Below are 25132 nucleotides of genomic sequence, written 5' to 3' on the forward strand. Positions count from 1 at the left end.
TGATGGAGCTGCGCCCGGAGCAGCTGGCCGAGCTGGCCAGCGACAAGGCATTGGCGCCGGTGTACCTGGTTGCCGGGCCGGAACGGCTGCGGGTGCTGGAGGCTGCCGATGGCGTGCGCGCCGCCGCGCGCCACCAGGGCATCAGCGAGCGTGAGGTGTACGAGGCCGATGCCCGCGATTTTTCATGGGACCAGCTCGCCGCCGGTTTCAATGCCCCCAGTCTGTTTTCGCCGCGGCGTCTGGTTGAACTGCGCCTGCCCAGCGGCAAGCCGGGCAAGGACGGCAGCGAAATACTGCGCCAGTTCTGCGAGCAGCCAGCCGCTGACGTCGTGCTGCTGATCACTGCCGATGACTGGAGCCGTGCCCATCAACAGGGCAAGTGGTTCGAGGCCGTCAATCGTCTCGGCGTGGTGGCGGTGGCCTGGGCGATCAAGCCGCATGAGCTGCCGGAGTGGATCGAGCGTCGGCTGCGCCGCCATGGCCTGCGTGCCGAGCGCGAGGCGGTGATGCTGCTGGCCGAGCGGGTCGAAGGCAACCTGCTGGCCGCTGCCCAGGAAATCGACAAGCTGGCCCTGCTGGCCGACGGCCGGACGCTGGATCTGGCCACGATGCAGCAGCTGGTGGCCGAATCGGCACGCTACGATGTTTTCCGCCTGCTTGAAGCCAGCCTGTCCGGCCAGCCTGATGCGGTGCTGCGGATGCTGGCCGGGCTGCGTGCCGAGGGCGAGCAGGTGGCCGGGCTGCTGCCGATGGTAATCCGCGAACTGCTGGCGGCCGCCGCTTTCTCGCGCATCAGTGCCGACGGGGGCAATCTGACGGCCGAGTTCAAGGCACGTGGGGTATGGGAGGCGCGGCAGGCACCGTATCGGCGGGCGCTGGACCGGCATCCGGATCCACGGCGCTGGGAACGGTTGCTGGCCGAAGCCTCGCGGGTGGACCGGATGGCCAAGGGGCGGCTGGACGGTGATCCGTGGCTGGCCCTGGAGCGTCTGCTGCTGGCGGTCTGTGCTGCCCCGGCAGTACGCCTGCTGGCGCGCAGCAGCCCGCTGGCATGAGTGCGCTTTCCCCGCCGCTGACGGTCTATTACGGCGGTACCTTCGATCCGATCCACAACGCCCATCTGGCCATTGCCGTCGGGGTGCGCGATGCCCTCGCCGCGCAGGTGCACCTGGTCCCCGCCGCCGATCCGCCGCACCGGCCAGTCCCCGGAGCCAGTGCCGCGCAGCGGGCGCAGATGGTGGCCCTGGCCATCGCCGGTGTGCCCGGCCTTGAGCTGGATACGATTGAACTGCGCCGTGCCCAGCGCCTGCAGGGCCAGCCCTCGTATACCGTCGATACCCTGACCGAGCTGCGCCAGCGCGAGGGTTTTTCCCGCCCACTGGCGTGGTTGATCGGTGGCGACAGCCTGGCCAGTCTGCAGCAATGGCACCGCTGGACCGAGCTGTTCGAACTGGCGCATGTGATCGTGGTTGCCCGCCCCGGCAACCCGCTGCCGCAACCGTTGCCGCCGGCGCTGCGCAACTGTGTGCGTGGTGGTCAGTGGTGCACGGATGCGCAGCAGCTGCGCATCCATCCGCAGGGCTGTCTGTATGCGCTGCCACTGCCGCTGCAGGACGGCTCGGCCAGTGCGGTGCGCCAGGCCGTGGCGGCCGGGCTTCCGGTTGCCGGCCTGGTGCCGGCGGCCGTGGCCGACTACCTGGAGCAGCAGCAGCTGTACCGTGTGCACACCGGTTGAACGCGTGTGCGCTGCACTGCGCCTATAATCGCCCCCCTGATTCCCACGAGTTCTGCCGCTTTGAGCACCGAAGCCCAAGTCATCAAGACCCATATCCCCAATCCGCCGCCGTCGGTGTCGCAGTTGCTGGCCACCGCCCAATCCGCCCTGGAAGAGCTCAAGGCCAAGGATGTGGTCCAGATCGACGTGCGCGGCAAGTCCAGCGTGGCCGATTTCATGCTGATCGCCTCGGGTACGTCGAGCCGTCACGTCAAATCCATCGCCGAGGAAGTGGTGCGTTTTGCCAAGAACCTCGGGGTGATGCCGCTGGGCATGGAAGGCGAGCGCGAGGCCGAGTGGGTACTGGTGGATCTGGGCGATGTCATCGTCCACGTGATGCTGCCGCGCGTGCGTGAGCTGTATGCGCTGGAGCGCCTGTGGTCGGTGGGCGACAGCAAGCCGGGCAACGATGGGTTGCCTGCAGAAGACGACGCGCCGCAGGCCTGATGCGCGCCTGATCTGCCCCCGACAACGGCGCCAACAGGCGCCGTTGGCCTGTTTCCTGGTTCCGGAGTAGCGACAGCCATGAAAGCACGATTGATCGCTACCGGTGAGCGTGCGCCGGGTTGGGTGGCGCAGGGTTTTGCCGATTATCAGAAGCGGCTTTCGCACTGGCTGCCGCTGGAACTGGTCGAGGTTGAGCCGGGCCTGCGTGGCAAGGGGCGTGACCCCAGGCGCGCGATCGAGGAAGAAGGCCGGCGAGTACAGGCGGCCATTCCCAAGGGCGCGTATGTGGTGGCGCTGGATGTGCCCGGCAAGCCGCTGTCTTCGGAGCAGCTGGCCGCGAAAATGGAGCATTGGCGCGGACAGGGGCGGGACCTGGTGTTCCTGATCGGCGGCCCGGAAGGGCATGCGGCCGAAGTATCGGCGCTGGCCGATGAGAAGTGGTCGATCGGGCCGTTGACGCTGCCGCACATGATGGTGCGCCTGATCGTGGTCGAGCAGATCTACCGTGCCTGCGCGATGCTGGCCAACCACCCGTATCATCGCGCCTGAACCCGGATGCGCCCGGGCTGGAAATCCTGCCGCCAGGGCTTGTGCTGGGTGAGGCAAGCTCGTTACAATTTGCGCCCCCGCCCGAATAGCTCAGCCGGTTAGAGCACTTGACTGTTAATCAGGGGGTCGTTGGTTCGAGTCCAACTTCGGGCGCCAGATTGAAAAAACCCGCTACGGCCGTGGCGGGTTTTTTGTTGCCTTGCCGGCTGCGCCAGAACCGCTCGGTCTTGCTGATTCTGGCAGGCCGTGGTGCCGCCGCCGGCAGGTGGCAGATGGCACGCAAAAAGACTTACCTAATGTGTTCAAGCTGTGTAGAATGCGCGCTCCGCCCGAATAGCTCAGCCGGTTAGAGCACTTGACTGTTAATCAGGGGGTCGTTGGTTCGAGTCCAACTTCGGGCGCCAGATTCAAAAAAACCCGCTACGGCAGTAGCGGGTTTTTTGTTGTCGGCACGCCGGCCGGACGGGTCTAGTGGATCGCAAAGTTGATCGGTACCAGGCCCTGCGCGGCGGTGGCCTTGCCCTCGATCAACGGTGGTGCAAAACGCCAATGGGCCAGCACCTGGTTGCGTGCGGCCTGATCCAGCACACGATGGCCGCTGCTGCGCTCGATGGTCACTTTTTCGGCACGGCCGTTGCTGTCCACCAACACCCGCAGCAGCACCTCGCCCTGCAGCTGCTGGCGCAATGCCACCGGCGGATACGGCGGCGCTGGTGCGTGCAGCAGCTGCAGCGCACTGTGCTGGCCGCTACTGTCGATGGCGACGGGGTCGGCAGGGCTGCCCTGGATCTGGACCGGTGTCAGTGCCAGTGCTGCCTGGGTCACCGCCGCAGCGTCGACATGGTCCACCACCACCGGCAGGCTCAGCGGCAGCGGGACCGACGGCGCCGTGGGTGCTGCCACCGGGCGCGGGGGAACTGCAGGCGTGACCATTGGTGGTGGTGGTGGCGAAGGAATTTCCGGCGCGCGCCACTGGACCTGTGTGCGCTGTGCCGGCTCAGTGCTGGCCGGAGGGCTGGCCAGCGGGGCCAGCAGCAGGCCAAAGGCGGCCAGATGGATCGCAATGGCCAGGGCGCTGGCGGCAATCCGCTGCGGCTGCAGCGCGGTGTGCGGGGACGGCTTGCTTGCAACGTCAATCATGGTGACCTCCAGACAAGAGTGGGTACGGGTCACTGCACGGCCATCAGCAGGCCGCCTGATCACGCTGCCTGCAGGCACTGGCCGGCGGCAAGCGCCAGCCAGTGCTGCGTTTTGCTGCCGCTCAGGCTGGGCTCAGTTGCCCAGCTCGTAGACCACGTCCAGCTGCACCTGCACGCTGCTCTGGCCGGCTGCGATGGGCGTATCCATCTCGGCCTTGGCCGCGCTGCGCATGGCCATCAGCGGCATCGGCGCCGGGGTGTGGCTGCCCTCGCTCAGGCTGATGACACGGCGTACCTTCAGGCCCAGCGCGGAGGCATAGGTATCGGCCTGGGTACGGGCCTGGCGCAGAGCGTCCAGCCGGGCCTGCTGGTACAGCGGTTCGGGTTGATCGATCGCAAAGCTCGGCCCGTTGATCTGGTTGGCTCCCTGCGCGGCCAGGGCGTCGAGCACCTGGCCGAGCCGGGCAAGGTTGCGCACCTTGATGTTCAGGGTGTTGCTGGCCTGGTAGCCCTGGATCTGCGGCGGCTGGTTTTCGGCATACAGGTACTGCGGGCTCAGGCTGATGCCGCTGGTCTGGATGTCTCGCTCGGCGATCGCTGCCGCCTTCAGGGCGCTCATCACCCGCTGCATCTGCTCGGCATTGTTGCGCAAGGCGGTGTTGCTGTCGGCATGCTGGGTGACCACGCCGGCGCTGATCAGCGCCACGTCCGGCGTTGCGCTGGCCTGGGCGCTGGCGCTGATGCTCAGCACCGTGGCATCGGCGGCGATCGGCACCGGGGCAAGGCTCTGGGCCCAGCTGGTGACGGGGGTGGCGGCCATCATCAAGGCCAGGGAAAGGGCGGTGGGCAGCAGGCGCATGGGTAACTTCCTGTTGGAGGGTTGGATGACGTTGTGCGTTGGGCGATGAATGAGCAGTGAGTCGCACCGGTCGGGCCACGCCGGCAGCGTTGGAGTCAGCGCGCGCAGGTTATGCTTGCACAATGCTTTATCTTGCCTCGCAATCCCCCCGCCGTAGCGACCTGCTGGCCCGTCTGGGCGTCCCCTTCACCACGCTTGCACTGGACGTGGTCGAGCAGCGTGCCAGTGATGAAAGCCCGCTGGCCTACGTGCAGCGGGTAGCCGTGGACAAGGCCCGCGCCGGGGTGGCCCGGCTTGCTGGCCAGCCTGCGCCGTTCTGGGTGCTCGGTTCCGATACCGAGGTCGTGCTCGGTGACCGGGTCTACGGCAAGCCGGCCGATGCCGCCGATGCGGCCGCGATGCTGGCCAGCCTGGCCGGGCAGACCCACCAGGTGATCACCGCCGTGGCCCTGTGCGGCAGCGACGGTGGCTGTGAGGTGATCAGCGTGATCAGCGAGGTGACCTTTGCCGCGCTGGATGCGGCCGCGATTGACGCCTACGTGGCCACCGGTGAGCCGATGGGCAAGGCCGGTGGCTATGCCATCCAGGGGCAGGCCGAGCGTTATGTCAGCCGGTTGTGTGGCAGTTATTCCGGGGTGATGGGCCTGCCGCTGCAGCAGACCGCTGCACTGCTGCAGCGCCATGGCCTGTTGGCTGAGTCGTGACCGAACCAGGGGCATTGGATGTCTGAGGAAATCCTGATCAACGTGACCCCGCGCGAGACGCGGGTGGCCGTGATTGAAAACGGCATGCTGCAGGAGCTGCATATCGAACGTGGCTGGCGCCGCGGGGTGGTCGGCAACATCTACAAGGGGCGGGTGCAGCGGGTCATGCCCGGGATGCAGGCCGCCTTTGTCGAGGTGGGGCTGGAGCGCGCGGCGTTCCTGCATGCCAATGACGTGATCCGCCCGGTGCCGACCGATGTCAGTGATGCCGCCAGCGATGTGGTGGTCACCCAGCCCAATGCTTCCATTGTCGAACTGCTGCGCGATGGCCAGGACGTGGTGGTGCAGGTGGTCAAGGACCCGATCGGAAGCAAGGGCGCGCGGCTGACCACCCAGGTCTCGATTCCCTCGCGCTACATGGTGCTGCTGCCGCAATCGGCGGTGGTCGGGGTGTCGGCACGGATCGAGGACGAGGACGAGCGTGCCCGGCTGAAGCAGCTGGTCAGCGAGCTGTCGGCCCAGCATGGCGGCCACGGCTACATCGTGCGCACCAATGCCGAGGGCCAGCCGGCCGAGGCCATTGCCGAGGACATGGCCTACCTGGCCCGGGTGTGGAACGTGGTCGCCCGTCGCGGTCGCGAGGCCGAACCGCGCAGCATCATCTACGAGGACCTGAGCCTGCCGCAGCGCGCGATCCGCGACCTGATCCGGCGCGATGTCGACAAGGTCAAGGTCGACTCGGCCGAAACCTTCGCCCAGCTGCAGGCCTTTGTCGCCAAGTACATGCCGCCGCTGGCCGAGAAGCTGGAGCTGTACACCGGCGACCGGCCGATCTTTGACATGTTCGGGGTCGAGGACGAGATCGGCCGGGCACTGGACAAGCAGGTGCCGCTCAAAAGCGGTGGCTACCTGGTGATCGACCAGACCGAGGCGATGACCACGATCGATGTCAACACCGGTTCCTTTGTTGGCCAGCGCAACCTGGAAGAAACCGTGTTCCGCACCAACCTGGAGGCGGCCCAGGCGGTGGCGCGGCAGCTGCGGCTGCGCAACCTGGGCGGGATCATCATCATCGATTTCATCGACATGCTCGACCCCGAGCACCGCCGGCAGGTGCTGCGCACGCTGGAAAAGGCCCTGACCCGCGACCACGCCAAGACCACGGTGTATGACTTCTCGCCGCTGGGCCTGGTGGAGATGACTCGCAAGCGCACGGTGGAAAGCCTGGAGCGCCAGCTCTCCGAACCGTGCCCCGAATGCGGTGGCCGCGGTTCGATCAAGACCACCGAGACGGTGACCTACGAGATCTTCCGCGAGATCACCCGCGCGGTGCGCCAGTTCGAGGCCGCACGCCTGCTGGTGATTGCCTCGCCCAAGGTGGTGGCACGGATTACCGAAGAGGAGTCGGTGGCGGTGGCCGAGCTGGAGGAATTCCTCGGCAAGAGCATCCAGTTCCAGGCCGACGAGCAGTACCTGCAGGAGCAGTTCGATGTCGTGCTGCTGTAACGCGCCGGGCCTGCCGCAGCCGTGATCCGGGCGATGACGGCCACCACCCGGCAACGGGTTGGACGTGTGTTGCTGGCCGGGCTGCTGGCCTGGCTGTTGTTGTGGGCGCTGCTGGTGGTGGTGGCCGCGGTGGTGCTGCCGCAGATCCAGTGGTCGGCTCCGGCCGTGGGCCAGTGGCTGGGCGAGCGCGCCGGGATGCCGGTGCAGGTGGCGGCGGTGCGTTCGCACTGGACCCGCCGCGGGCCGGTACTGGAATTGCAGGACCTGGCCCTGGGCCAGGGCGGGCAGATCCAGGTGGGCAGTGCGCGGCTGCAGCTGGCCATCTATACCGGCCTGTTGCCCGACCATGCCTTGACCCAGGTGCATCTGCAGGGGCTGGACCTGCACGTGCGCCGGCAGGCCGATGGCCGTTGGCAGGTTGGCGGCCTGGCCCAGGTCGAACACAGCGATGGCGACCCGCTGGATGCCCTGGCGCGGCTGGGCGAGATCCAGATCAGTGGTGCCCGCCTGCATGTCGATGCGCCGGAGCTGGACATCCAGCGCAGCATCGAGCGGGTCGACCTGCGCCTGCGGGTGGATGGTGACCGCCTGCGTGCCGGCATGCGTGGCTGGTTGCGGCAGGATGACCCGCCGCTGCTGGCGGTGCTTGAGCTGGACCGGCGCCGTGGCAATGGCCGCCTGTGGGCCGGCGCCAAGGCCCTGCAGCTGGCCAGCTGGGAGCCGCTGCTGCAGCTGGACGGGGCGACCCTGGTTGCCGGCGGTGGCCAGGCCGATGTGTGGCTGGATATCCAGCAATGGCGGTTGCAGCAGGCCCATGCCGAGCTGGGCCTGCAGCAACTGCAGTTGCAGGGGGCGGCGGCGCAGTCGCTGGACGTGGAGCGGGTACAGGTCAGCGCGCATTGGCAGCGGCAGGCCGAGGGCTGGCAGCTGCAGCTGCCGCGGCTGCGGATCAATGACGAGCAGATGGATGGCCTGCAGCTGGTCTGGGGGCCGCAGATCCAGTTGCAGGCCCCGCGGCTGGCGCTGGGGCCATGGCTGCAGCTGCTGGCGCTGAGCGAACAGTTGCCGGCCACCACCCAGCAGTGGCTGCGCCAGGCACAGCCACAGGTGGAGCTGCGCCAGGTGCAGTGGCAGGGCGTGGCCGATGGCCCCTGGCGGGGCCAGGCCGAACATGTGCAGGTGGATTTTGCGGCGGTCGGTTCGGCCCCCGGGCTGCAGGGGCTGGCCGGGCAGGTGCAGGCCGACGAGCACGGCATCGAGGTGGTGCTCGATGCGCAACGTCCGGTGCAGCTGGACTGGCCGACCGGCTTCGGCGTGCAGCACCGGCTGCAGCTGGATGGTCGTATCGGCATCTGGCCGGAAAACAAGGATTGGCGCGTAGCCAGTAGCGCCTTGCGGGTGCAGGGCACCGATTACGGTGCCTGGCTGCGTGGCGGCCTGCGTTTCCATGCCGATGGCCGCTTGCCCAGGCTGGACCTGGCGGCGGACCTGGATGATGCGCCGATGACCGCGGCCAAGCGCTTCTGGGTACGCTCGAAGATGAGTCAGGGCGCCATCGACTGGCTGGATGCGGCACTGGTGGGCGGGCATGTCCGCGATGGCCAGGGCCTGGTCAGCGGTGAACTGGGCGATTGGCCGTTTGCCGACAACAATGGCCGCTTCGAGGCCCGTGCGCGCATCGATGAGGGGGTGGTCCACTTTGCCGATGGCTGGAATGACCTGGCCCAGGTCGATGGTGAGGTTGCCTTCCTCGGGCCGGGTTTCGAACTCAGTGGTCGCGGCCGTCTGGGCCAGGTGGCCGTGCCGGCATTCAGCGCGAAAATTGCCCGTTTTGCCCAGCCCCAGCTGCAGGTACGCGCGCAGGGCCTGGGCCAGGCGGCCGGGTTGTTGCAGCTGCTGCGGCAAAGCCCGTTGCACGCCGGCTATGCCAGCACCCTGGATGCGCTGGCTGTGCAGGGGCCGGCCCGGGTGCGTTTCAGCCTGGACCACGACCTGGGCAGCGGTGCGCCGGCCAGGGTCGGTGGCACGGTGGACCTGGAGGGCGTGCGCCTGGCCGACCGTCGCTGGGACCTGCAGCTGGAGCAGGTGCAGGGCCAGGCCGAATACGCCAGCCATGGGTTTTCCGCGCCGCGGCTGACGGCACGCATGAACGGTGCGCCGGTGACCCTGGAGCTGCGCGCCGGCGGCTACAGCCGGGATGCCCGGCAGGCGTTCCAGGCGCGTCTGGAGGGCGAGCACACGGTGGACGACCTGCTGGCGCGTGCGCCGGAGCTGAACTGGCTGGCGGCGTATCTGCAGGGGCGTTCGCACTGGCAGATCGGCGTGGATGTGCCGCGCGATGCCGGCAGGGACGGCCGTCCGATGGCCGTGCTGAGCCTGGCATCGGACCTGCGCGGCACCCGGATGCAGTTGCCGGCGCCATTGGCCAAACCGGCCGGGCTGGCGTTGCCGACCGTGGTGCGGGCGCCGCTGCCGATGGGCAGCGGTCCGCTGGAAATGGCCTTTGGCCAGCGTCTGGGGATGCAGCTGGAGCAGCGCGCTGGCGGTACCGCGGTATTGGCGACCCTGGGCAGCAGCCGCGCGCAGGGGGCGATGCCTGACCGCGGCTTGCTGGTCAATGGACGTACCGCACGCCTGGATGCCCTGGCCTGGCTGGGGGTGGCCAAGGGCAGCGGCGACGCGGGGCAGGACGCGCCGCTGGTGTTGCGTGAAATCGATCTGCACGCGGACAAATTGCTGCTGGCCGGTGGCGAGTTTGCCGCCACCCGGCTGCGGCTGACGCCCGGCAACGCACGGGTGGCGGTGCAGCTGGAAGGTCCGGCGCTGGCCGGGCAGGTGGTGGTGCCTGATGCCCAGGGTGCCACCGTGGTCGGCAGTCTCAGCCGCCTGCACTGGCGCACCGATGACAGCGCCACTGTGCCGCCGGTGGCCAGCGCGGGCAACGCGGCCGCCGCCAGTGGCAATGCCTTCGATCCGGCCAGCATCCCGCCATTGGCGCTGGATGTGGGCGATCTGCGCATCAGTGGGCGCGCGCTGGGTACGGCCTTGCTGCGCAGCCGGCAACTGGCCGACGGCATGCAGGTGGACGTGCTGCAGGTGCGCAGCCCCGGCCAGTCCATTGATGTACAGGGCAGTTGGCGTGGCATCGGCGCGCAGGCGCGCACCGCGCTGCAGGCACAGGTAAGCAGCCAGGACTTTGGCGCGCTGTCCGGGCAGCAGGGACAACTGCGCGGCGGCCAGGGCAGCGTCAGGCTGCAGGCGCAGTGGCCAGGTGGCCCGCAGGATTTTGCGCTGGCCGGCCTGCAGGGACGCCTGCAGCTGGACGCCCGCAATGGCCAGTTGCTGGAAGTCGAACCCGGTGCCGGGCGGGTGCTCGGGCTGCTGAGCCTGGGGCAGTTGCCACGCCGGATGCTGCTGGATTTCCGTGACCTGTTTTCCAAGGGGCTGGCCTTCAACCAGCTCACCGCCGATGTGCAGTTCGGCCAGGGCCTGGCCCGCAGCCAGGGGATTGAAATTGATTCGTCCGCCGCGCAGATCCGCATCCATGGCCAGGCCGACCTGGCCGCACAGACCTTCGACCAGACCGTGGAGGTCAACCCGCATTCGGGCAACCTGCTGACGGTGGTCGGCGCGGTCGCCGGTGGTCCGGTCGGTGCCGCCGTCGGTGCCGCTGCCAATGCGGTACTGGCCAAACCCCTGGGCGAGATCGGCGCCCGTACCTACCATGTCACCGGGCCGTGGAAAGAGCCGCAGGTGCAGGTGATCGAACGACATACCCCGCGCAGTGTGGTCAGCCCGGTCGCGGCGCCTGACGATGCAGCGCTCCTTGAAACAACACGAGAGTGAGATGACAGACAACATGCTCTGCCTGGCGCAGGACCGTTTGCTGGTACCGGCCGGCCTGGATCTGGATCGCCTGCACGCGGCCTTTGGCCAGCTGCTCGGACCGGGTATCGACTTTGGCGACCTGTATTTCCAGCATGCCCGGCGCGAGAGCTGGAGCGTGGAGGACGGCATCATCAAGGACGGCGCCCACTCCATCGAGCAGGGCGTGGGCGTACGCGCGATTGCCGGTGAAAAGACCGGTTTTGCCTATTCCGACGACATTGCCAGCCCGGCCCTGCTGGAAGCGGCACGCTCGGCACGGGCGATTGCGCGCAGCGGCAACACCGCCCGCGCGCATGCGCTGGCCAACCGCGCCGGGCGTGCCCTGTATCCGGCACTGGACCCGATCGATGGCATGGACAACGCCGACAAGGTGGCGCTGCTGCGCCGGCTCGATGGCTACCTGCGTGCGGCCGACCCGCGCGTGCAGCAGGTGATGGTCAGCCTGTCCGGGGGCGTGGACACCGTGCTGGTGGCCCGTTCCGATGGGGTGCTCGGCGCCGACATCCGGCCGCTGGTGCGGCTGAACGTGCAGGTGATTGTCGAGGCCAACGGCCGGCGTGAATCCGGCTATGCCGGTGGTGGTGGCCGCTACGGCTATGCCGGGCTGTTTGCCGATGGCCGTCCGGAAGGGCTGGCCGATGAAGCGCTGCGCCAGGCGCTGGTCAACCTGGAGGCGATCCCGGCCCCGGCCGGGGTGATGCCGGTGGTGCTGGGCGCCGGCTGGCCCGGGGTACTGCTGCACGAGGCGGTGGGGCATGGCCTGGAAGGCGATTTCAACCGCAAGGGCACCAGTGTCTACGCTGGCCGGATCGGCGAGCAGGTGGCCGCCAAGGGCGTGACCATCGTCGATGACGGCACCCTGGAAGGGCGTCGTGGCTCGCTCAACATCGATGACGAGGGCCAGCCGACCCAGTGCACCACACTGATCGAGGATGGCCGCCTGGTCGGCTACATGCAGGACAGCCACAACGCCAGGTTGATGGGCATGGCGCCGACCGGCAATGGCCGCCGCGAGTCGTTCGCGCACCTGACCCTGCCGCGGATGACCAACACCTACATGCTGGCCGGCCAGCACACCCGCGAGGAAATGATCGCCTCGGTCAAGCGCGGCCTGCTGGCAGTGAATTTTGGCGGCGGCCAGGTCGACATCACCTCGGGCAAGTATGTGTTCTCGGCCACCGAGGCCTACCTGATCGAGGATGGCAAGGTCACCGCGCCGGTCAAGGGCGCGACCCTGATCGGCAACGGCCCGGAAACGATGCAGAAGGTGCGCATGGTCGGCAACGACCTGGCACTGGATGCCGGCGTGGGCATCTGCGGCAAGGACGGACAGAGCGTGCCGGTCGGGGTCGGCCAGCCGTCGTTGCTGATCGAAGGCCTGACCGTCGGCGGCACCCAGGCCTGAGGCGCCGCCGTGGCCGGATCAGTCGTCCAGCAGGTCCTCGTCGCTGAGGTCGTCGAAGTCGAATTCAGCCTCGGCTTCGTCGGTGTCTTCCGGCGGCGTGTCCAGATCGGCGGCATCGGCCAGGCCGTCGGCCGCGCCGCTGGCCAGCAGCTCACGCAGTACCTGGAACAGCTCGCGGAAGGCGCGCGGCGGTTTGTTGCGGGCTTTTTCGGCCAGCGCGTTGCGCACCAGCGTACGCAGCTGCTGGCGGTCGGCGTCGGGGAACTGTGCAATCAGCTCGGCCAGCGCGGCATCGCCCTGGGACAGCAGGCGCTCGCGCCACTGTTCCACCCGGTGCATCTGCGCCACTTCGCGCCGGCTCACTTCGCTGGAGGCATCGAGCACGTCGCGGATGGCCTGCAGCGCTTCATCGCTTTCGCGGCGCATCTGCTTGGCCAGAAAGGCCAGCTGGCGCTTGCGCGCACCGTGGGAAGTGATGCGCTTGGTGTACTCGATGTGCGGCATCAGGTCCTCGGGAATCGGCAGCTTGGCCAGCTGCGCCGGGGTCAGCCCGACCAGCTGCTCGCCCAGGGCCAGTACCTCCAGCGCCTGGCGGCGGTTTTCGCTGCGGCTGATATCACGGTACTCACCGGTTTCTTCGTCACGTCCACGCATCGTCAAACTTTCCAGAAATCATGGCCTGGCCGGTGCCGGGCCCAAGCACACAGGATAAAGCATTGAACCCGATCGCCCTGAACACGGCCAAGGCCGATGACAGCGCCCAGCGCCTGGAACAGCTGGCCGATACCGCCCAGCGCATGCTCGAGCGTGCCCGCCAGCTTGGTGCCAGCCAGGCCGAGGTCAGCTGCAATGAAGACAGTGGGCTGGAGGTCAATGTCCGCCTCGGCCAGGTGGAGACGGTGCAGTCCAGCCGCGACCGCGGGCTGGCGATCACGGTGTATTTCGGCCAGCGCCGCGGCAGTGCCTCCACCGCCGACCTGGCCGATGCCAGCATCGAGGCCACCGTTGCCCAGGCCTGCGCGATCGCACGCTACACCGAGGCCGACCCGGCCGCCGGGCTGGCCGATCCGGCGCTGATGGCCAGCCAGTTTCCCGACCTGGATACCTGGCACCCGGCCGCACCCGATGCCGACCAGGCGCTGGCGCTGGCACTGGCCTGTGAACAGGCCGGGCGCGAATTCGATGGCCGGATCAGCAATTCCGATGGCGCCGGGGTGTCGAGCAACACCAGCCTGGCGGTGTATGCCAACTCGCACGGGTTTGTCGGCCGCGAGCGCAGCTCCAGCCATTCACTGAGCTGTGCGCTGATCGCCGGCAGCGGTGATGGCATGCAGCGCGATGGCTGGTACAGCGCCGCGCTGGCCTTTGCCGACCTGTGGCAGCCTCAGGCGGTCGGGCAGAAGGCGGCCCAGCGCACGCTGGAGCGGCTGGCGCCGCGTTCGCTGCCTACCGCACAGATGCCGGTGCTGTTTGCACCGGAAGTCTCACGTTCGTTGATCGCGCATCTGGTCGCGGCCGTTTCCGGTGGTGCGCTCTACCGCCGCGCCAGTTTCCTGCTCGACAGCGTTGGCCAGGCGCTGCTGCCGCCGTGGTTTGCGATCGAGGAACGGCCACTGCTGGCGCGTGGCTGGCGTTCGACCGCTTTCGATGCCGAGGGCGTGGCCACGCGTGATTCGATGCTGGTCGATGGCGGCGTGCTGCAGCGCTATGTGCTGGGTAGTTATTCGGCGCGCATGCTCGGCCTGCAGACCACCGGCAATGCCGGCGGCGTGCACAACCTGCAGGTACGCGCCAATGCCCCGGGGCTGCTGCAGATGGCCGCGCAGATGGGGCGCGGTTTTCTGGTCACCGAACTGATGGGCCAGGGCGTCAATGGCGTGACCGGCGACTATTCGCGCGGCGCGGCCGGCTTCTGGGTCGAGAATGGCGAAATCTGTTATCCGGTCGATGGCGTCACCATTGCCGGCAACCTGCGCCAGATGTTCCAGCGCATCGTTGCCGTCGGCGAGGATGTGGATCCACGTTCCTCGGTGCAGGTCGGCTCGATTCTGGTCGATCAGATGACCGTGGCCGGCAATCATTGAGTATGCTTGTCGCCAGTCGCGCAGGGGGACCTGCAGCCGCGACCGTGACTTTCCATCCGTCATAACCAACCTCCAGGGAATGCCATGACTTCGTACGAAAACCAGACCCCGCCGCCGCCGACCAACAGCGGTGATGACAATACCCTTGCCCTGCTGGTGCACCTGTCGGGCATCCTGCTCGGTTTCGTCGTGCCGCTGATCGTCTGGCTGGTGAACAAGGACAACCCGAACAAGGCCTTCCTCAACGACCAGTCCAAGGAAGCGCTGAACTTCCAGCTGACCCTGCTCGGTGTCTACATCATCGGCACCATCCTGAGCCTGATCCTGATCGGCGTGCTGATCAACCTGGCCGCGTGGGTCGCCTGCATCGTGCTGTCGATCATGGCCGGCCTGGCCGCGCAGAAGGGCGAGTATTACCGCTACCCGTTTGCGGTCCGCCTGATCAAGTAATCGATCATTGCAGCAAGCAAAAAGCCCGGTCAGTGACCGGGCTTTTTGTTGCGCTGGCGTGTTGGCTCAGTGCCGGCGGTGCACGGCCAGGCGTGCCAGGGCGCGCAGCGCATCGGCGTTGTCGCCATGGGCCTGCAGGCAGTGCAGCATCTGCGTTTCCAGCTGCACCAGGTACTGGCGTGCACCGTCCAGGCCAAGCAGGGCCGGGTAGGTGGATTTGTCCTGGGCCTGGTCCTTGCCGGCGGTCTTGCCCAGGGTGGCGCTGTCGGCCTCGATGTCCAGGATGTCATCGCGCACCTGGAAGGCCAGGCCGAGCAGCTCGGCAAAACGGTCCAGCCCGTCCAGGATGGCTGCATCATCGCTGCCGGCCAGCGCACCCATGTGTACCGCACTGCGGATCAGCGCGCCGGTCTTCAGGCCGTGCATCCGTTCCAGCCCGGCCTGGTCCTGGCCGGTGCCGGTAGCGGCGATATCCAGCGCCTGGCCACCGCACATGCCGGCGGCACCGGCCGCGGCACTGAGCGAGCGCAGCCAGCCAACGGCGATGCCGGGATCGACATCGGCGTGGGCCAGCAGCTCGAAGGCCAGCGCCTGCAGCGCATCGCCGGCGAGGATCGCGCTGGCCTCGTCAAAGGCGATATGGGTGGTCGGCTGGCCACGACGCAGCGCATCGTCATCCATGGCCGGCAGGTCGTCATGCACCAGCGAATAGGCATGGACCAGTTCCACTGCCGCGGCCGGGGCATCGAGCCGGGCGATATCGGCACCGGTACAGCGGCCGGCGGCATACACCAGCAGCGGACGCAGGCGCTTGCCACCGCCCAGTACCGAGTGGCGCATGGCCTGGTGCAGGCGTTGCGGTGACTGTGCGGCGGCGGGCAGGGCAGCTTCCAGCGCCTGTTCGACACGGGCGCGCCATTGTTCCAGCAGATCGTCGGTAGTCATGCGCTGGGAGGATCGAAAGCGACGGCGGTGTCGGGCTGGGCCGGATCGTTGAGCAGGTTCACCCGCAGCTGGGCCTGTTCCAGCGCCTGCTGGCACTGGCGGTACAGGCCGACGCCACGCGCATAGGCGTCCAGTGACTGTTCCAGCGGCAGTTCGCCGGCTTCCAGGGTGGTGACCAGTTGCTCCAGTTCCTGCAGGGACTGCTCGAACTGGGCAACCGGGGAGGGGGGGGGAGAAGACTTCTTGGTCATGGCCGCCAGTGTGGGCGGCTGGCCGGGTGGGGTCAATCCGCCGTTGGCCAGCAGCGCTGCAGACAGGCACCGGCCGCTACCCGTGGCGGGGAAAAACCCTGTGCCAGCAGCGCATCACCGGCGGCCAGCAGTTCGTCCCCATCCCACAGCAGGGGCAGCGACAGGCGTTGCCACGGCGGCAGGTGGGCCTGCTGCAGGCAATCCTTCAGCGCCGTGGCATGGGTACGCCCAGGCAGACGCAGACGCTCACCACCCTGGCGCAGGCGTACCTGCAGCACCCGCGAAAAACCGGGGGCGCCGTGCAGCTGCCAGACGCTGCCATCGGGCAGCGGCAAGGGCTGGCGGCCATCCCAGCTGGCCTGCCAGCCCGGGTCCAGCGCCGGTGCGGGTGCCAGCAGGTGCAGCTGGTCGCGCCAGCGGCGCAACTGCCAGCCACCGGCCCAGCTCACCCGGGCCTGGCGGTCATGCGCGCTGGCCAGCACCTGCTGGTCCAGCCGCTGATGCTGCTGGCCGGGCAGGGGCGGGGCCCCGCGCTGGCGCAGCCAGGCCCGGATCAGCCGGGCGCGCTGGTTGCTGGCCAGTGCGGTGAGGGCGTTGATCGGCAGGTAATCGTGACGGCCGGCCAGCTGTGCCAGCAGCTGCTGGTCGTGCAGGGCAAGCAACTGCGCATCCTGGGCGCAGCGTGCGGCACTGCCGGCCAGCGCCTGGCTGGCGTGCGGCCAGCGCCGGGCCAGCAGCGGCAGCACCTGCTGGCGCAGGAAGTTGCGGTCAAAATCCGTGTCGGCATTGCTCGGATCATCAATCCAGCGCAATGCGTGTGCCTGCGCGTAGCGGTGCAGCTGTTGCCGGCTGTAGTCCAGCAGTGGCCGCCACAGCGGGTGTGGGCCGATCCGGCTCCAGGGCTGCATCGCCGCCAGGCCATCGCAACCGGAGCCACGCAGCGCGCGCAGCAGGAAGGTTTCGGCCTGGTCCTCGCGGTGATGGGCCAGCACCAGCTGCTCACCGGCGCGCAGGGCGTGGATGAAGGCCTGGCGGCGGGCATCGCGCGCGGCGGCTTCCATGCCCTGGCCGTGGTTGTCCACCTGGACACGGATGACCTGCAGCTCCAGCTGCCACTGCGCAGCGAGCTGCTGGCAGTGGTCGGCCCAGTCATCGGCCTGCGCCTGCAGGCCGTGATGGATATGGATCGCGCGCAGGCCACGCCTGCCGATGGCCGGATCGGCCACCAGCCAGTGCAACAGCACGGTGGAATCAAGCCCGCCGCTGAAGCCGACCACCAGCGGTGCAGCGACAGGCGGTGGCGGCGGTAGCGGCGGCAGTGGCATGGCAGGCGGGGCGTGGCGTGGTGACCGCTGATGCCGCAGCTGCATCAGCGGTAGTGGCAGCGCGTTACGGCTGGGCCGCCGGGCGCTGGAACTGCTGCAGCCGGGGCAGGGTCACCGGGACGCCATTGCTGTCGCAGTTGCCGGCCTGGCACAGCGCCTGGCGCAGCCGCGGGGTGGCCTGGATGATCACGTGGTGCAGGCTGTTCTGCTCCAGCGTGCCATGCAGCGAGTGGCTGCCCGGGCCGCGGGCCCAGACGCCGACATCCTCACCGCCATGGGTTTCGCTGGTCATCGGCACCAGCGCTTCCTGCATGTAGTCCGGATGGGCGGTGTCGACCCGGGTCAGGTCCGGGCGGCCGGTGGCGGCGACCACACCGCGGGCGCGGTGCGGATGGGTCTTCGGTCCGGCCGGCTGGTGCCCGCTGGCGCCGGTATAGCCGGGGCCATTGGCATAGCTGAGCGTGGTGTAGGGCAGGCCCATCGCATCACGCGCCAGCTGCAGCGGGCCGTCGCCATCCTCACCGCCAAAGTCCTGGACCTTGCCCAGGATGTCATTGCCGCGGGCCGGGTAGCCGACGAAATTGAGCGTATGCGAGTGGTCGGCGGTGACGATGATCAGGGTTTCGCTCTCGTCGGTGGCCTCGGCCGCGGCGCGCACCGCATCGGACAGGGCGATGGTGTCGCTCAGTGCGCGGTAGGCATTGCCTGCGTGGTTGGCATGGTCGATCCGCGCGCCTTCCACCAGCAACACGAACCCTTCCGGGTTGCGCGACAGGTTGGTAATCGCGGCGCGGGTCATCTCCGCCAGCGAGGGCTCGCCGGCGCCGTCCTGGGCGCGGTCATGCTCGTACTGCATGTGGTCCGGCTCGAACAGGCCAAGCACGGCGGGGGCAGTGGCAGCCTGGGCCATGAACTGCTCCTTGTTCCAGACATAACGGCCGGCCGGATTGGCCGCCTGCCATTCGCTGATCAGATTGCGGCCATCGGTACGCCGGCCGTGCTGCTGCGGGTATTCCGGATCGGCCTCGCCGGTCGGGGTGAAGTAGCTGCGGCCGCCGGCCAGCAGCACCTGCGGGCCACGGCCGTAGCGCGGGGCATCGAGCAGCTGCTGGGCGATGTCGCGGCAGCCTTCGGCCTGGGCCTGGGCCGGGACGCCGGCTTCCCAGTTGCGTTCCGGGCTGTGCGCATAGGTGGCTGCCGGGGTGGCGTGGGTCAGGCGGGCGGTGGTGACGATGCCGGTGCCCAGGCCGGCAGCATCGGCCAGCTGCAGCCAGCTCAGTACCGGCTTGCGCAGCGAATCGACGCAGTCGGTGCGCTTGCCTGCGGCGACACCGATCGCGCCCATATGGGTCTTCACCCCGGAGGCAATCGCGGTCATGGTGCCGGCCGAGTCGGGGGTCTGCGCATCGGTGTTGTAGGTCTTGGCAAACGCGGTGGCCGGGAAACGCTCCCAGCTCAGCAGGTTCTCCTCGCCCGGGGCGCCAGCGCGCTGGCCTTCGAAAATGCGGGCGGCAGCCACCGTGGTCAGGCTCATGCCATCGCCGAGGAAGACGATCACATTCTTCGCCTGTCCGCTCATCGCGCCGCGTGCGGCCGCTTCGGCGGCGCCGTGGCGATACCACCACTGCGCGGTTTCACCCTGTGGGCGGCTGATGGCCGGCACATCGACGGTGAGTGCACCTGGCTGGCTGGTTGCAGCCGCGGCGGGGGTGGCAGGACTGCTGGCGCAGGCGCTGAGCAGCAGGGTCGACAGGGCGGTTGCCAACAACGTGGAGCGGGACATGGCATCACGATCAATCAGGGGATGCCCATTATGAGCCGGTTCGACGACAGTGGTGATACAGCGCTGTTCCATAAATGACGACCTGATGCCGCCGGTCATGCGGTATCGTGCATCGCCTGCAACAAGGACCCTCCCGATGAATCTGCTCAAGGCCTGGCTGGGCCGCCCTTTCTGGCAGCGCGTGGCTGCCGGTTTCGTGCTTGGTGCATTGGCCGGCTGGGCGCTGGGGCCCGCCGCCCAGGACTGGTTCGGTCCGCTGGGCGAGCTGTATGTCACCCTGATCAAGATGATCGCCGTGCCGCTGGTGTTCTTTGCGGTGATCAATGCAGTGTCCTCATTGCACGGGCAGCAGTCGGTGGCTGCGCTGGGGACGCGTACCTTCTTCTGGTTCGTGGTCACCGCCGCGCTGGCGGTCTGCGTGGCCTTTGCCGTGGGCAGCGTGCTGCAACCGGGCGTGGGCATGAGCGCACTGGCCCCGGACCCGGCCTGGACCCGGCGCGAGGTGCCGTCAATCGGCCGGGTGCTGCTGGATATCGTGCCCTCCAATGTGGTGTATGCGATGAGCGGCATCGGCACCAAGGTCAGCGCCGCCGGTGACACCGTGCTGGCCGCCGGGCGGGGCTCGATCCTGCCGGTGATCTTCTTTGCCGGCCTGCTCGGCTTTGCGATGGTCAAGCTGGGCGAGAAGGTCAGCCTGGCCCGCCAGCTGGTCGGCCAGCTGGCCGAGATGATGATCCAGGTCACCCGCTTCGTGCTGCAGCTGACCCCGATCGGCACCTTCGGCCTGATTGCCGGCCTGGTCGGCAGCTACGGGTTCGAGAAGCTGCTGCCGTTTGGCAATTTCGTGATCGCGCTGTACCTGGCCTGCGCGCTGCACATCGTGGTGGTCTACGGCGGGCTGCTGCTGGCCCATGGCTTGAACCCGCTGAAGTTCTTCCGTGGCGCCGGCCCCGGCATGCAGGTGGCCTTTGTCAGCTCCTCCAGCTTTGCCGCGATGCCGGTGGCGATGCGCTCGATCACCGACAACCTCGGGGTCAACAAGGATTACGCCGCCTTTGCCGTGCCGCTGGGGGCGAGCATCAAGATGGACGGCTGCGGGGCGATCTTCCCGGCGCTGTGCGCGATCTTCATCGCCCAGTACACCGGCATCCCGCTCAGCCCGGAGCAGTACGTGGTGATCCTGATCGCCTCGGTACTGGGCAGCTTCGGTACCGCCGGAGTGCCGGGCACGGCGGTGGTGATGGCCACCGTGGTGCTCAGTGCGGCCAACCTGCCGCTGGAGGTGATCGGCTACCTGCTGGCGATCGACCGCATCCTGGACATGATGCGCACGATGACCAATGTCACCGGCCAGATGCTGGTGCCGGTGATCGTGGCCCGCGAGACCGGCCTGCTGGATACCGCCCAGTACCAGCGCGCGCGTGCTGCGGGCGGGAGCCCGGCCGACCCGGCCGGGTGATCGGCCGCTGGCCGTTGGGATTACCCGCAAAGCCGCCGCAAGGCGGCTTTTTCATTGCCCTGTTGCCGCCGGGGTAACGCTGTAACAGGGGGTGTAACAGGGCTGTTACAGCGCCTCCGGGCCCCGGCCGGACAGGGCTCTGCGTCCCTTTCTGCGACATGAATGGCGGGGCCTGCTTCAGCTGGCGTTACCGCCAGTGAACACTGCGTTCGTGTCCATTTTCATTGCAAGCTGTTGAAATAAAAAGATATTTAAAGTTGGCACGGTTACTGCTTCGGTTCTGGTGAGTTGTCATCGGAGCCGCCAGGATGTCTGCATACCGCCACTGTTTGATTGCCGCTGCCAGCACGGCACTGCTGCTGGCCGCTGTGCCAGCACAGGCCTCCGGGGCGCGCCAAGGGGTAACGCCGCGTCCGGGTGAAATGGTGCTGCTGCGCGATGTCAGCGCCCGCACCGCTTACCGCCAGCAGCCACCGGGGATGGCCCTGATTGCCGACCCTTCGCCCCAGCGTGAGCTTGCCCAGACCCTGGGTACGCCCGATGGCATGCAGGAGCTGGACGAACAGGACTACGCCGATCTGGGGGCCAGTACACCGCCGTCGATGGCGGCCGCCTCCAGCACGGTCAGCCAGATCACCGGGCAGGCCCTGGGCAACAGCCTGGGCCGGGTGGTCGGGCGCAATGGCGTGCTGTCGGGGGATCGTCTGAGCGGGGCGATTACCGGCCCGACCGGGGCCATTGGGCGGGCCACCGGCAATATTGCCGAGCCGATCCGCAGCGCGCTGGCGCAGTTTCCGGTCGGCCAACCGGGCAGGCCGGGAGGCGGGCCATGAAGCGCTTCGTTGTGCGCTGCCGGTCTGGCGCCTGCCTGCTCGCCCTGGGGCTGTGCCTGCCCGGGCTGGCGCTGGCGCAGACCACAGCCGCTCCTGCGGATGGTTACAGCCAGATGCTGGGCTATCTGACCAACAGCCGCCTGGATGGGCAGGTGCTGGCCGGCGCCAATGGCTCGATCAAGCTCAACCAGGCCGCGGGTGACCTGAACCTGCAATACAACGGCCATGCCCTGGCTTCCGGCCCGCAGGCGCAGACCGCGCTGCAGGTCCAGCAGCGCGTCGATGACCACATCAACCTGGATACACCGCTGCTGGCCCGGGCCGAGCTGTCTGGGCAGGTACTGCAGGGCGGCAGTGGCCTGGCCTCGATCAACCAGGCCAGTGGCCAGGCCAATGCCCAGCGCAACCTGGTCGGCGTGGTCGCTGCCGCGCAGCTGGCGCACAGCCAGGAACCGGCCCAGGCCGCCACACCGCTGCCGGCACCGGGCAACAACACCGCGCGTCGTCTCACGGCGGCGGGGGTACGTGAAGCCATGGTCGGTGCGCAGGCACTGCGTGGTTACAGCGGTGTGCTGCAACTGAATCAGATCGCCGGGTCATTGAATGTCGTGGAGAACCGCCTGGGGCTCCATGTGCAGACCGGACCGTGACCAACCCAGGCCGTTTGTCGTAGTACCAACTGTCAACGAGAGAGAAAATCATGAACACGACGTACCGCAAACATGCTGTTGCCCTGGCCGTTGCTGCCGTGATCGCCGCACCGGCCGCCTATGCCCGCTCGCCGGGCCCGTCACACCCGCGTGGTCCGGACATCAACACCGAGATCAACACCGAGATCAACACTGAACTCAATACCGAGATGAACATGCGCTATGACCACGACCAGCGCCATGTCGTGCGTACCCATCGCGAAACCAGTGATATCGACCGCAACACCGATATCCAGCACACCGAGAACAGCAATACCGATGTGCGCCGTGAGGTGAATGACCACGAAGTCGGGGTCCGTCTGCGCAAGGATCTGTCGCTGAGCTCGGATATCGCCTTCTCCGGTGATCCGACCATCAGCGGCGATATCCAGATCGACTCGGCCGCCATTGCGGTGGTCGACAACCGCCAGAGCATCACCGGCAACAATGCGATGAACAGCCTGCTGGCCAACGATGCGGCCATCAGCGATGACGTCGCCGCCAATGCGTCGGGCAACCTGGGTTTCAACGTTGCCTCCGGTGACAACAACACCCAGGACAACGCTGCCTCGCTGTCGGCAGCCGATGCCTCCTTCAGCTTCGGCCTGGCCGATGCCGAGGTGTTCGTCAACCAGCATGGTTCGGGCAACACCACGATGAACATGGGCGTGACCAACGCCGCCGGCCTGTCGGGCAATGCCTTCAACGGCGCGGCCGGCAACATCGGTGTCAACGTCGCTGCCGGCAACAACAACGAGCAGAAAAATGCGTTGGCAGCCTCGGTGGCCACCAGTGCCTATGCGCAGTCCTCGATCAGCTCCAACCAGACCTCCAGCGGCAACTCGGTCGGCAACATGGGCTACTTCGATGAAGTGACCTCCACCACCCAGATCTCGCTGGGCGGCACGGTTGCCGGCACCACCAGCAGCAGCGGCAGCGGCGACTATGCCGGCAGCGGCAATTCCTACCAGAAGACCAACTTCTACGTGGACAACTGGACCGGCAACCGCCATACCGGCGGCAATCCCGATGGTCACAGCGACTGGGATATCGATACGCAGGGTGCGGTCGCCAACCCGAACCGTCCTGGCGTCGGTGGCATGGCCTGGGATACCGACGAGGAGGGCACCCTGGCGTATGAGGAGCTGGGCACCGCTGACCTGCAGGCCAGCCTGACCGGCACGGTGACCACCACCGACTTCATCGCGGTGTATGCCACCAATGCCGCCGGCCTGAGTGGCGCGGCCTTTGCCAATGCCTCGGGCAACATCGGCGTCAACGTCGCCTCCGGCACCGGCAACCTGCAGGCCAACAGCCTGGCACTGGCGGTGGCGCAACCCTCCACCGGCGGTGGCGGTGGCGGCGGCGAGTAACGCCGGCAAGTAACGCCGGCAAGGGAATGGCGGGGTTGTTTCCCTTCAACAGCTGAAACCCGGGGTCTCCGCCAGACACTGGGAATCGGGGTACTCCAGTTCCCACTCCCCCGGGGGCTGGGGTACCTGTCTTCTCGGGAGCGGAAGGATGATGCGCTACGCGGTGATCGCCATGTTGCTGTGGCCCGGGCTGGCCCTGGCCCAGCTGGTGAGTTTTTCCGGTGTGCTGCCCAATGGCGCGCTGTACCAGGCACCGGTACAGAGCATGCAGCAGCGCCGTTACGCCAACCTGGTGCGGCAACAGACCGATTACAGCTGCGGTGCCGCCTCGCTGGCGACGATCCTGCGTTATGGCTACGGCCTGGATGCCGATGAAGACACGGTGATCCAGGGCCTGCTGGGCGTGGCCGATCCGGAAGTGGTCGCACAGCGTGGTTTTTCACTGCTGGACATCAAGCGTTATGTGCAGTCGCTGGGCATGCGCGGACGGGGTTACCGGATCAACGAGCAGCGCCTGCGCGCGTTGCGGGTGCCGGCCCTGGCCCTGATGGATGTGGCCGGTTTCCGGCATTTCGTGGTCCTCAAGCAGGTCCATGGCGACACCGTGGAGGTGGCCGATCCGATCCTGGGCAACCGCAGTCTCAGTGTCGAGGAATTCATGGCGGCGTGGCCGTCACGTGCGGTGTTTGTGGTGATCGGCTCCGGCTTTGATCGCAACACCGTGCTGTTGCAACCGGTCCAGCGTCCCAGTGCGCGCAGCCTGTTGGCGCGCCAGGGGGTGCGACCGCTCAGTGAGGCCGAGCTGCTGGATTTTGGTTTCAGCCATGCCGACCTGTTTTGATCAGTTGATGAGGAGTCAACGCGATGAACGCGTGCCGCGCCAAGCGCATGAGCAGCAAGACAAGCGGGTGGCTGTTGCTGGGCCTGTTGGCCAGTACCGGCGCCCAGGCCGAAAACAGGGCCGACAGACCACGCCTGCAGGAGATCACCGATGCCGAACTGGCCGCGATGCGCGGCCGTTACACCCTGGCCGGCAATGCCGTGGCGTGGTTTGGCGTGAGCCTGATTTCGCAATGGCACAGTGCCGACGGCCAGCAGCTCAATGCCGGCCTGCAGCTGAACTTTGACCTTCGCTCCGGCAGTCCCCGCTTCAGTTACCAGCCCACCATCAGCATCGGCTATGACGACAGCAGCAGCGTCGCACTCAACGGCGGCAGCGTCCGCCATATCGACAGTGCGGGCCTGGCCAATGTCGATGGTTTCGTACAGGCGGTACAGCTGGCCGGCGATGGCAACCGGGTCAGCAACCAGGCGTTGCTGATCGTCCGTGATGGCAACCCCGGCGAAGCTGGAGCCGAACAGGGACCGCTGGCGCTGGATCAACAGGCTGGCCCTGCCAGCGTCCAGGCCTATGTCGATGGCCAGCGTGCCGGCGTGCTGCTGCAGCTGGCCGGGCAGGGCCAGGTCCGGCAGTGGCTGGGCAATGGCCAGATCGGCCAGGCCGTGGCCCTGGGCAGCGATGGCAGCTGGGTCAGCAACCAGCTGCGCATGGAGGTGGTACGCACGCCGATGAGCAATGGCGTTTCGCTGACACAAAACGTGGCCCAGGCACTGGCGAGCAGCCGTGGCCTTGGGCCGATCGGTGGGCCCTGACCGCGTCAGCGGCCAG

General features: G+C 67.7%; 23 protein-coding genes and 2 tRNA genes. 18 read left to right on the forward strand and 7 right to left on the reverse strand.

Annotated features, from left to right (window positions below; all coding sequences use genetic code 11):
• Nucleotides 1-2 precede the first annotated feature (2 nt).
• The 6 genes from holA to ABB25_RS03300 all read left to right on the forward strand — a co-directional run bounded on the left by holA (nucleotide 3) and on the right by ABB25_RS03300 (nucleotide 3174).
• Nucleotides 3-1055: a DNA polymerase III subunit delta gene (gene holA, locus ABB25_RS03275; protein ID WP_057663663.1), complete on the forward strand. Its 1053-nt coding sequence runs from the start codon at nucleotides 3-5 to the stop codon at nucleotides 1053-1055.
• Nucleotides 1052-1735, forward strand: coding sequence for a nicotinate-nucleotide adenylyltransferase (gene nadD, locus ABB25_RS03280; protein ID WP_057663666.1), 684 nt, complete (start codon nucleotides 1052-1054; stop codon nucleotides 1733-1735). The genes holA and nadD overlap by 4 nt, the downstream gene beginning before the upstream one ends.
• 60 nt (nucleotides 1736-1795) lie before the next feature.
• Nucleotides 1796-2221 carry a ribosome silencing factor gene (rsfS, locus tag ABB25_RS03285; RefSeq protein WP_057663669.1) on the forward strand — a complete coding sequence of 142 codons (426 nt, stop codon included), beginning with the start codon at nucleotides 1796-1798 and terminating at the stop codon, nucleotides 2219-2221.
• A gap of 78 nt (nucleotides 2222-2299) precedes the next feature.
• The gene (gene rlmH, locus ABB25_RS03290; RefSeq protein ID WP_057663670.1) at nucleotides 2300-2770 is read left to right on the forward strand and encodes a 23S rRNA (pseudouridine(1915)-N(3))-methyltransferase RlmH; all 471 of its coding nucleotides are present in this window, start codon (nucleotides 2300-2302) and stop codon (nucleotides 2768-2770) included.
• 79 nt (nucleotides 2771-2849) lie between these two features.
• Nucleotides 2850-2926, forward strand: a tRNA-Asn gene (locus ABB25_RS03295).
• Between the two features lie 171 nt (nucleotides 2927-3097).
• Nucleotides 3098-3174, forward strand: a tRNA-Asn gene (locus ABB25_RS03300).
• 64 nt (nucleotides 3175-3238) lie between these two features.
• Here the strand turns inward: ABB25_RS03300 and ABB25_RS03305 are convergent.
• Entirely contained in the window at nucleotides 3239-3910 is a 672-nt protein-coding gene (locus tag ABB25_RS03305) for an energy transducer TonB (protein WP_057663673.1), read from the reverse strand.
• Nucleotides 3911-4042: 132 nt separating this feature from the next.
• Nucleotides 4043-4768 (reverse strand): SIMPL domain-containing protein, encoded by a 726-nt coding sequence (locus ABB25_RS03310; protein ID WP_057663676.1) that lies wholly within the window; start codon nucleotides 4766-4768, stop codon nucleotides 4043-4045.
• 122 nt (nucleotides 4769-4890) lie between these two features.
• Here ABB25_RS03310 and ABB25_RS03315 point away from each other — a divergent pair, with 122 nt between their 5' ends.
• Genes ABB25_RS03315 through tldD form a run of 4 tightly spaced genes read left to right on the forward strand, consistent with a single transcriptional unit; the run spans nucleotide 4891 to nucleotide 12271 of the window.
• Nucleotides 4891-5472, forward strand: coding sequence for a Maf family nucleotide pyrophosphatase (locus tag ABB25_RS03315; RefSeq protein ID WP_057663679.1), 582 nt, complete (start codon nucleotides 4891-4893; stop codon nucleotides 5470-5472).
• Nucleotides 5473-5490: 18 nt separating this feature from the next.
• Complete coding sequence (gene rng / locus ABB25_RS03320) at nucleotides 5491-6978, forward strand: ribonuclease G (RefSeq protein ID WP_057663681.1); 1488 nt, start codon at nucleotides 5491-5493, stop codon at nucleotides 6976-6978.
• 33 nt (nucleotides 6979-7011) lie between these two features.
• On the forward strand, nucleotides 7012-10824 hold the full coding sequence (locus tag ABB25_RS03325) for a YhdP family protein (RefSeq protein ID WP_057663685.1): 3813 nt from the start codon (nucleotides 7012-7014) through the stop codon (nucleotides 10822-10824).
• Nucleotide 10825: 1 nt separating this feature from the next.
• Entirely contained in the window at nucleotides 10826-12271 is a 1446-nt protein-coding gene (tldD, locus tag ABB25_RS03330) for a metalloprotease TldD (protein WP_057663687.1), read from the forward strand.
• A gap of 18 nt (nucleotides 12272-12289) precedes the next feature.
• Here tldD and yjgA read toward each other — a convergent pair whose 3' ends face one another.
• Nucleotides 12290-12925, reverse strand: coding sequence for a ribosome biogenesis factor YjgA (gene yjgA, locus ABB25_RS03335; protein ID WP_057663690.1), 636 nt, complete (start codon nucleotides 12923-12925; stop codon nucleotides 12290-12292).
• Between the two features lie 62 nt (nucleotides 12926-12987).
• Here yjgA and pmbA point away from each other — a divergent pair, with 62 nt between their 5' ends.
• Complete coding sequence (gene pmbA / locus ABB25_RS03340; protein ID WP_057663692.1) at nucleotides 12988-14355, forward strand: metalloprotease PmbA; 1368 nt, start codon at nucleotides 12988-12990, stop codon at nucleotides 14353-14355.
• 84 nt (nucleotides 14356-14439) lie between these two features.
• Nucleotides 14440-14805 (forward strand): DUF4870 domain-containing protein, encoded by a 366-nt coding sequence (locus ABB25_RS03345; RefSeq protein ID WP_057663695.1) that lies wholly within the window; start codon nucleotides 14440-14442, stop codon nucleotides 14803-14805.
• Between the two features lie 66 nt (nucleotides 14806-14871).
• Here ABB25_RS03345 and ABB25_RS03350 read toward each other — a convergent pair whose 3' ends face one another.
• The 4 genes from ABB25_RS03350 to ABB25_RS03365 form a co-directional block, all read right to left on the reverse strand.
• Nucleotides 14872-15750 carry a polyprenyl synthetase family protein gene (locus ABB25_RS03350; RefSeq protein WP_057663697.1) on the reverse strand — a complete coding sequence of 293 codons (879 nt, stop codon included), beginning with the start codon at nucleotides 15748-15750 and terminating at the stop codon, nucleotides 14872-14874.
• Entirely contained in the window at nucleotides 15747-16001 is a 255-nt protein-coding gene (locus ABB25_RS03355; protein ID WP_057663702.1) for an exodeoxyribonuclease VII small subunit, read from the reverse strand. The genes ABB25_RS03350 and ABB25_RS03355 overlap by 4 nt, the downstream gene beginning before the upstream one ends.
• A 32-nt stretch (nucleotides 16002-16033) precedes the next feature.
• A complete protein-coding gene (gene tilS, locus ABB25_RS03360) occupies nucleotides 16034-17326 on the reverse strand; it encodes a tRNA lysidine(34) synthetase TilS (RefSeq protein ID WP_057663705.1) in 1293 nt (430 codons plus the stop codon).
• A gap of 64 nt (nucleotides 17327-17390) precedes the next feature.
• Nucleotides 17391-19109 carry an alkaline phosphatase family protein gene (locus ABB25_RS03365; protein WP_057663707.1) on the reverse strand — a complete coding sequence of 573 codons (1719 nt, stop codon included), beginning with the start codon at nucleotides 19107-19109 and terminating at the stop codon, nucleotides 17391-17393.
• 136 nt (nucleotides 19110-19245) lie between these two features.
• Here ABB25_RS03365 and ABB25_RS03370 point away from each other — a divergent pair, with 136 nt between their 5' ends.
• From ABB25_RS03370 to ABB25_RS03395, 6 genes are all read left to right on the forward strand, one after another.
• The gene (locus ABB25_RS03370) at nucleotides 19246-20568 is read left to right on the forward strand and encodes a dicarboxylate/amino acid:cation symporter (RefSeq protein WP_057663710.1); all 1323 of its coding nucleotides are present in this window, start codon (nucleotides 19246-19248) and stop codon (nucleotides 20566-20568) included.
• A 308-nt stretch (nucleotides 20569-20876) separates the two neighbouring features.
• Complete coding sequence (locus ABB25_RS03375) at nucleotides 20877-21401, forward strand: hypothetical protein (RefSeq protein WP_057663713.1); 525 nt, start codon at nucleotides 20877-20879, stop codon at nucleotides 21399-21401.
• Nucleotides 21398-22051, forward strand: coding sequence for a hypothetical protein (locus tag ABB25_RS03380; RefSeq protein ID WP_244477739.1), 654 nt, complete (start codon nucleotides 21398-21400; stop codon nucleotides 22049-22051). Before ABB25_RS03375 ends, ABB25_RS03380 begins: the two co-directional genes overlap by 4 nt.
• Before the next feature lie 50 nt (nucleotides 22052-22101).
• Nucleotides 22102-23463: a hypothetical protein gene (locus tag ABB25_RS03385; RefSeq protein ID WP_057663715.1), complete on the forward strand. Its 1362-nt coding sequence runs from the start codon at nucleotides 22102-22104 to the stop codon at nucleotides 23461-23463.
• A gap of 148 nt (nucleotides 23464-23611) precedes the next feature.
• Nucleotides 23612-24304: a C39 family peptidase gene (locus tag ABB25_RS03390; RefSeq protein ID WP_057663718.1), complete on the forward strand. Its 693-nt coding sequence runs from the start codon at nucleotides 23612-23614 to the stop codon at nucleotides 24302-24304.
• 23 nt (nucleotides 24305-24327) lie between these two features.
• Complete coding sequence (locus ABB25_RS03395) at nucleotides 24328-25116, forward strand: hypothetical protein (protein ID WP_057663721.1); 789 nt, start codon at nucleotides 24328-24330, stop codon at nucleotides 25114-25116.
• The last annotated feature ends 16 nt before the right edge of the window (nucleotides 25117-25132 follow it).

The organism is Stenotrophomonas koreensis (genome assembly GCF_001431525.1).
Lineage (GTDB): Bacteria > Pseudomonadota > Gammaproteobacteria > Xanthomonadales > Xanthomonadaceae > Stenotrophomonas > Stenotrophomonas koreensis.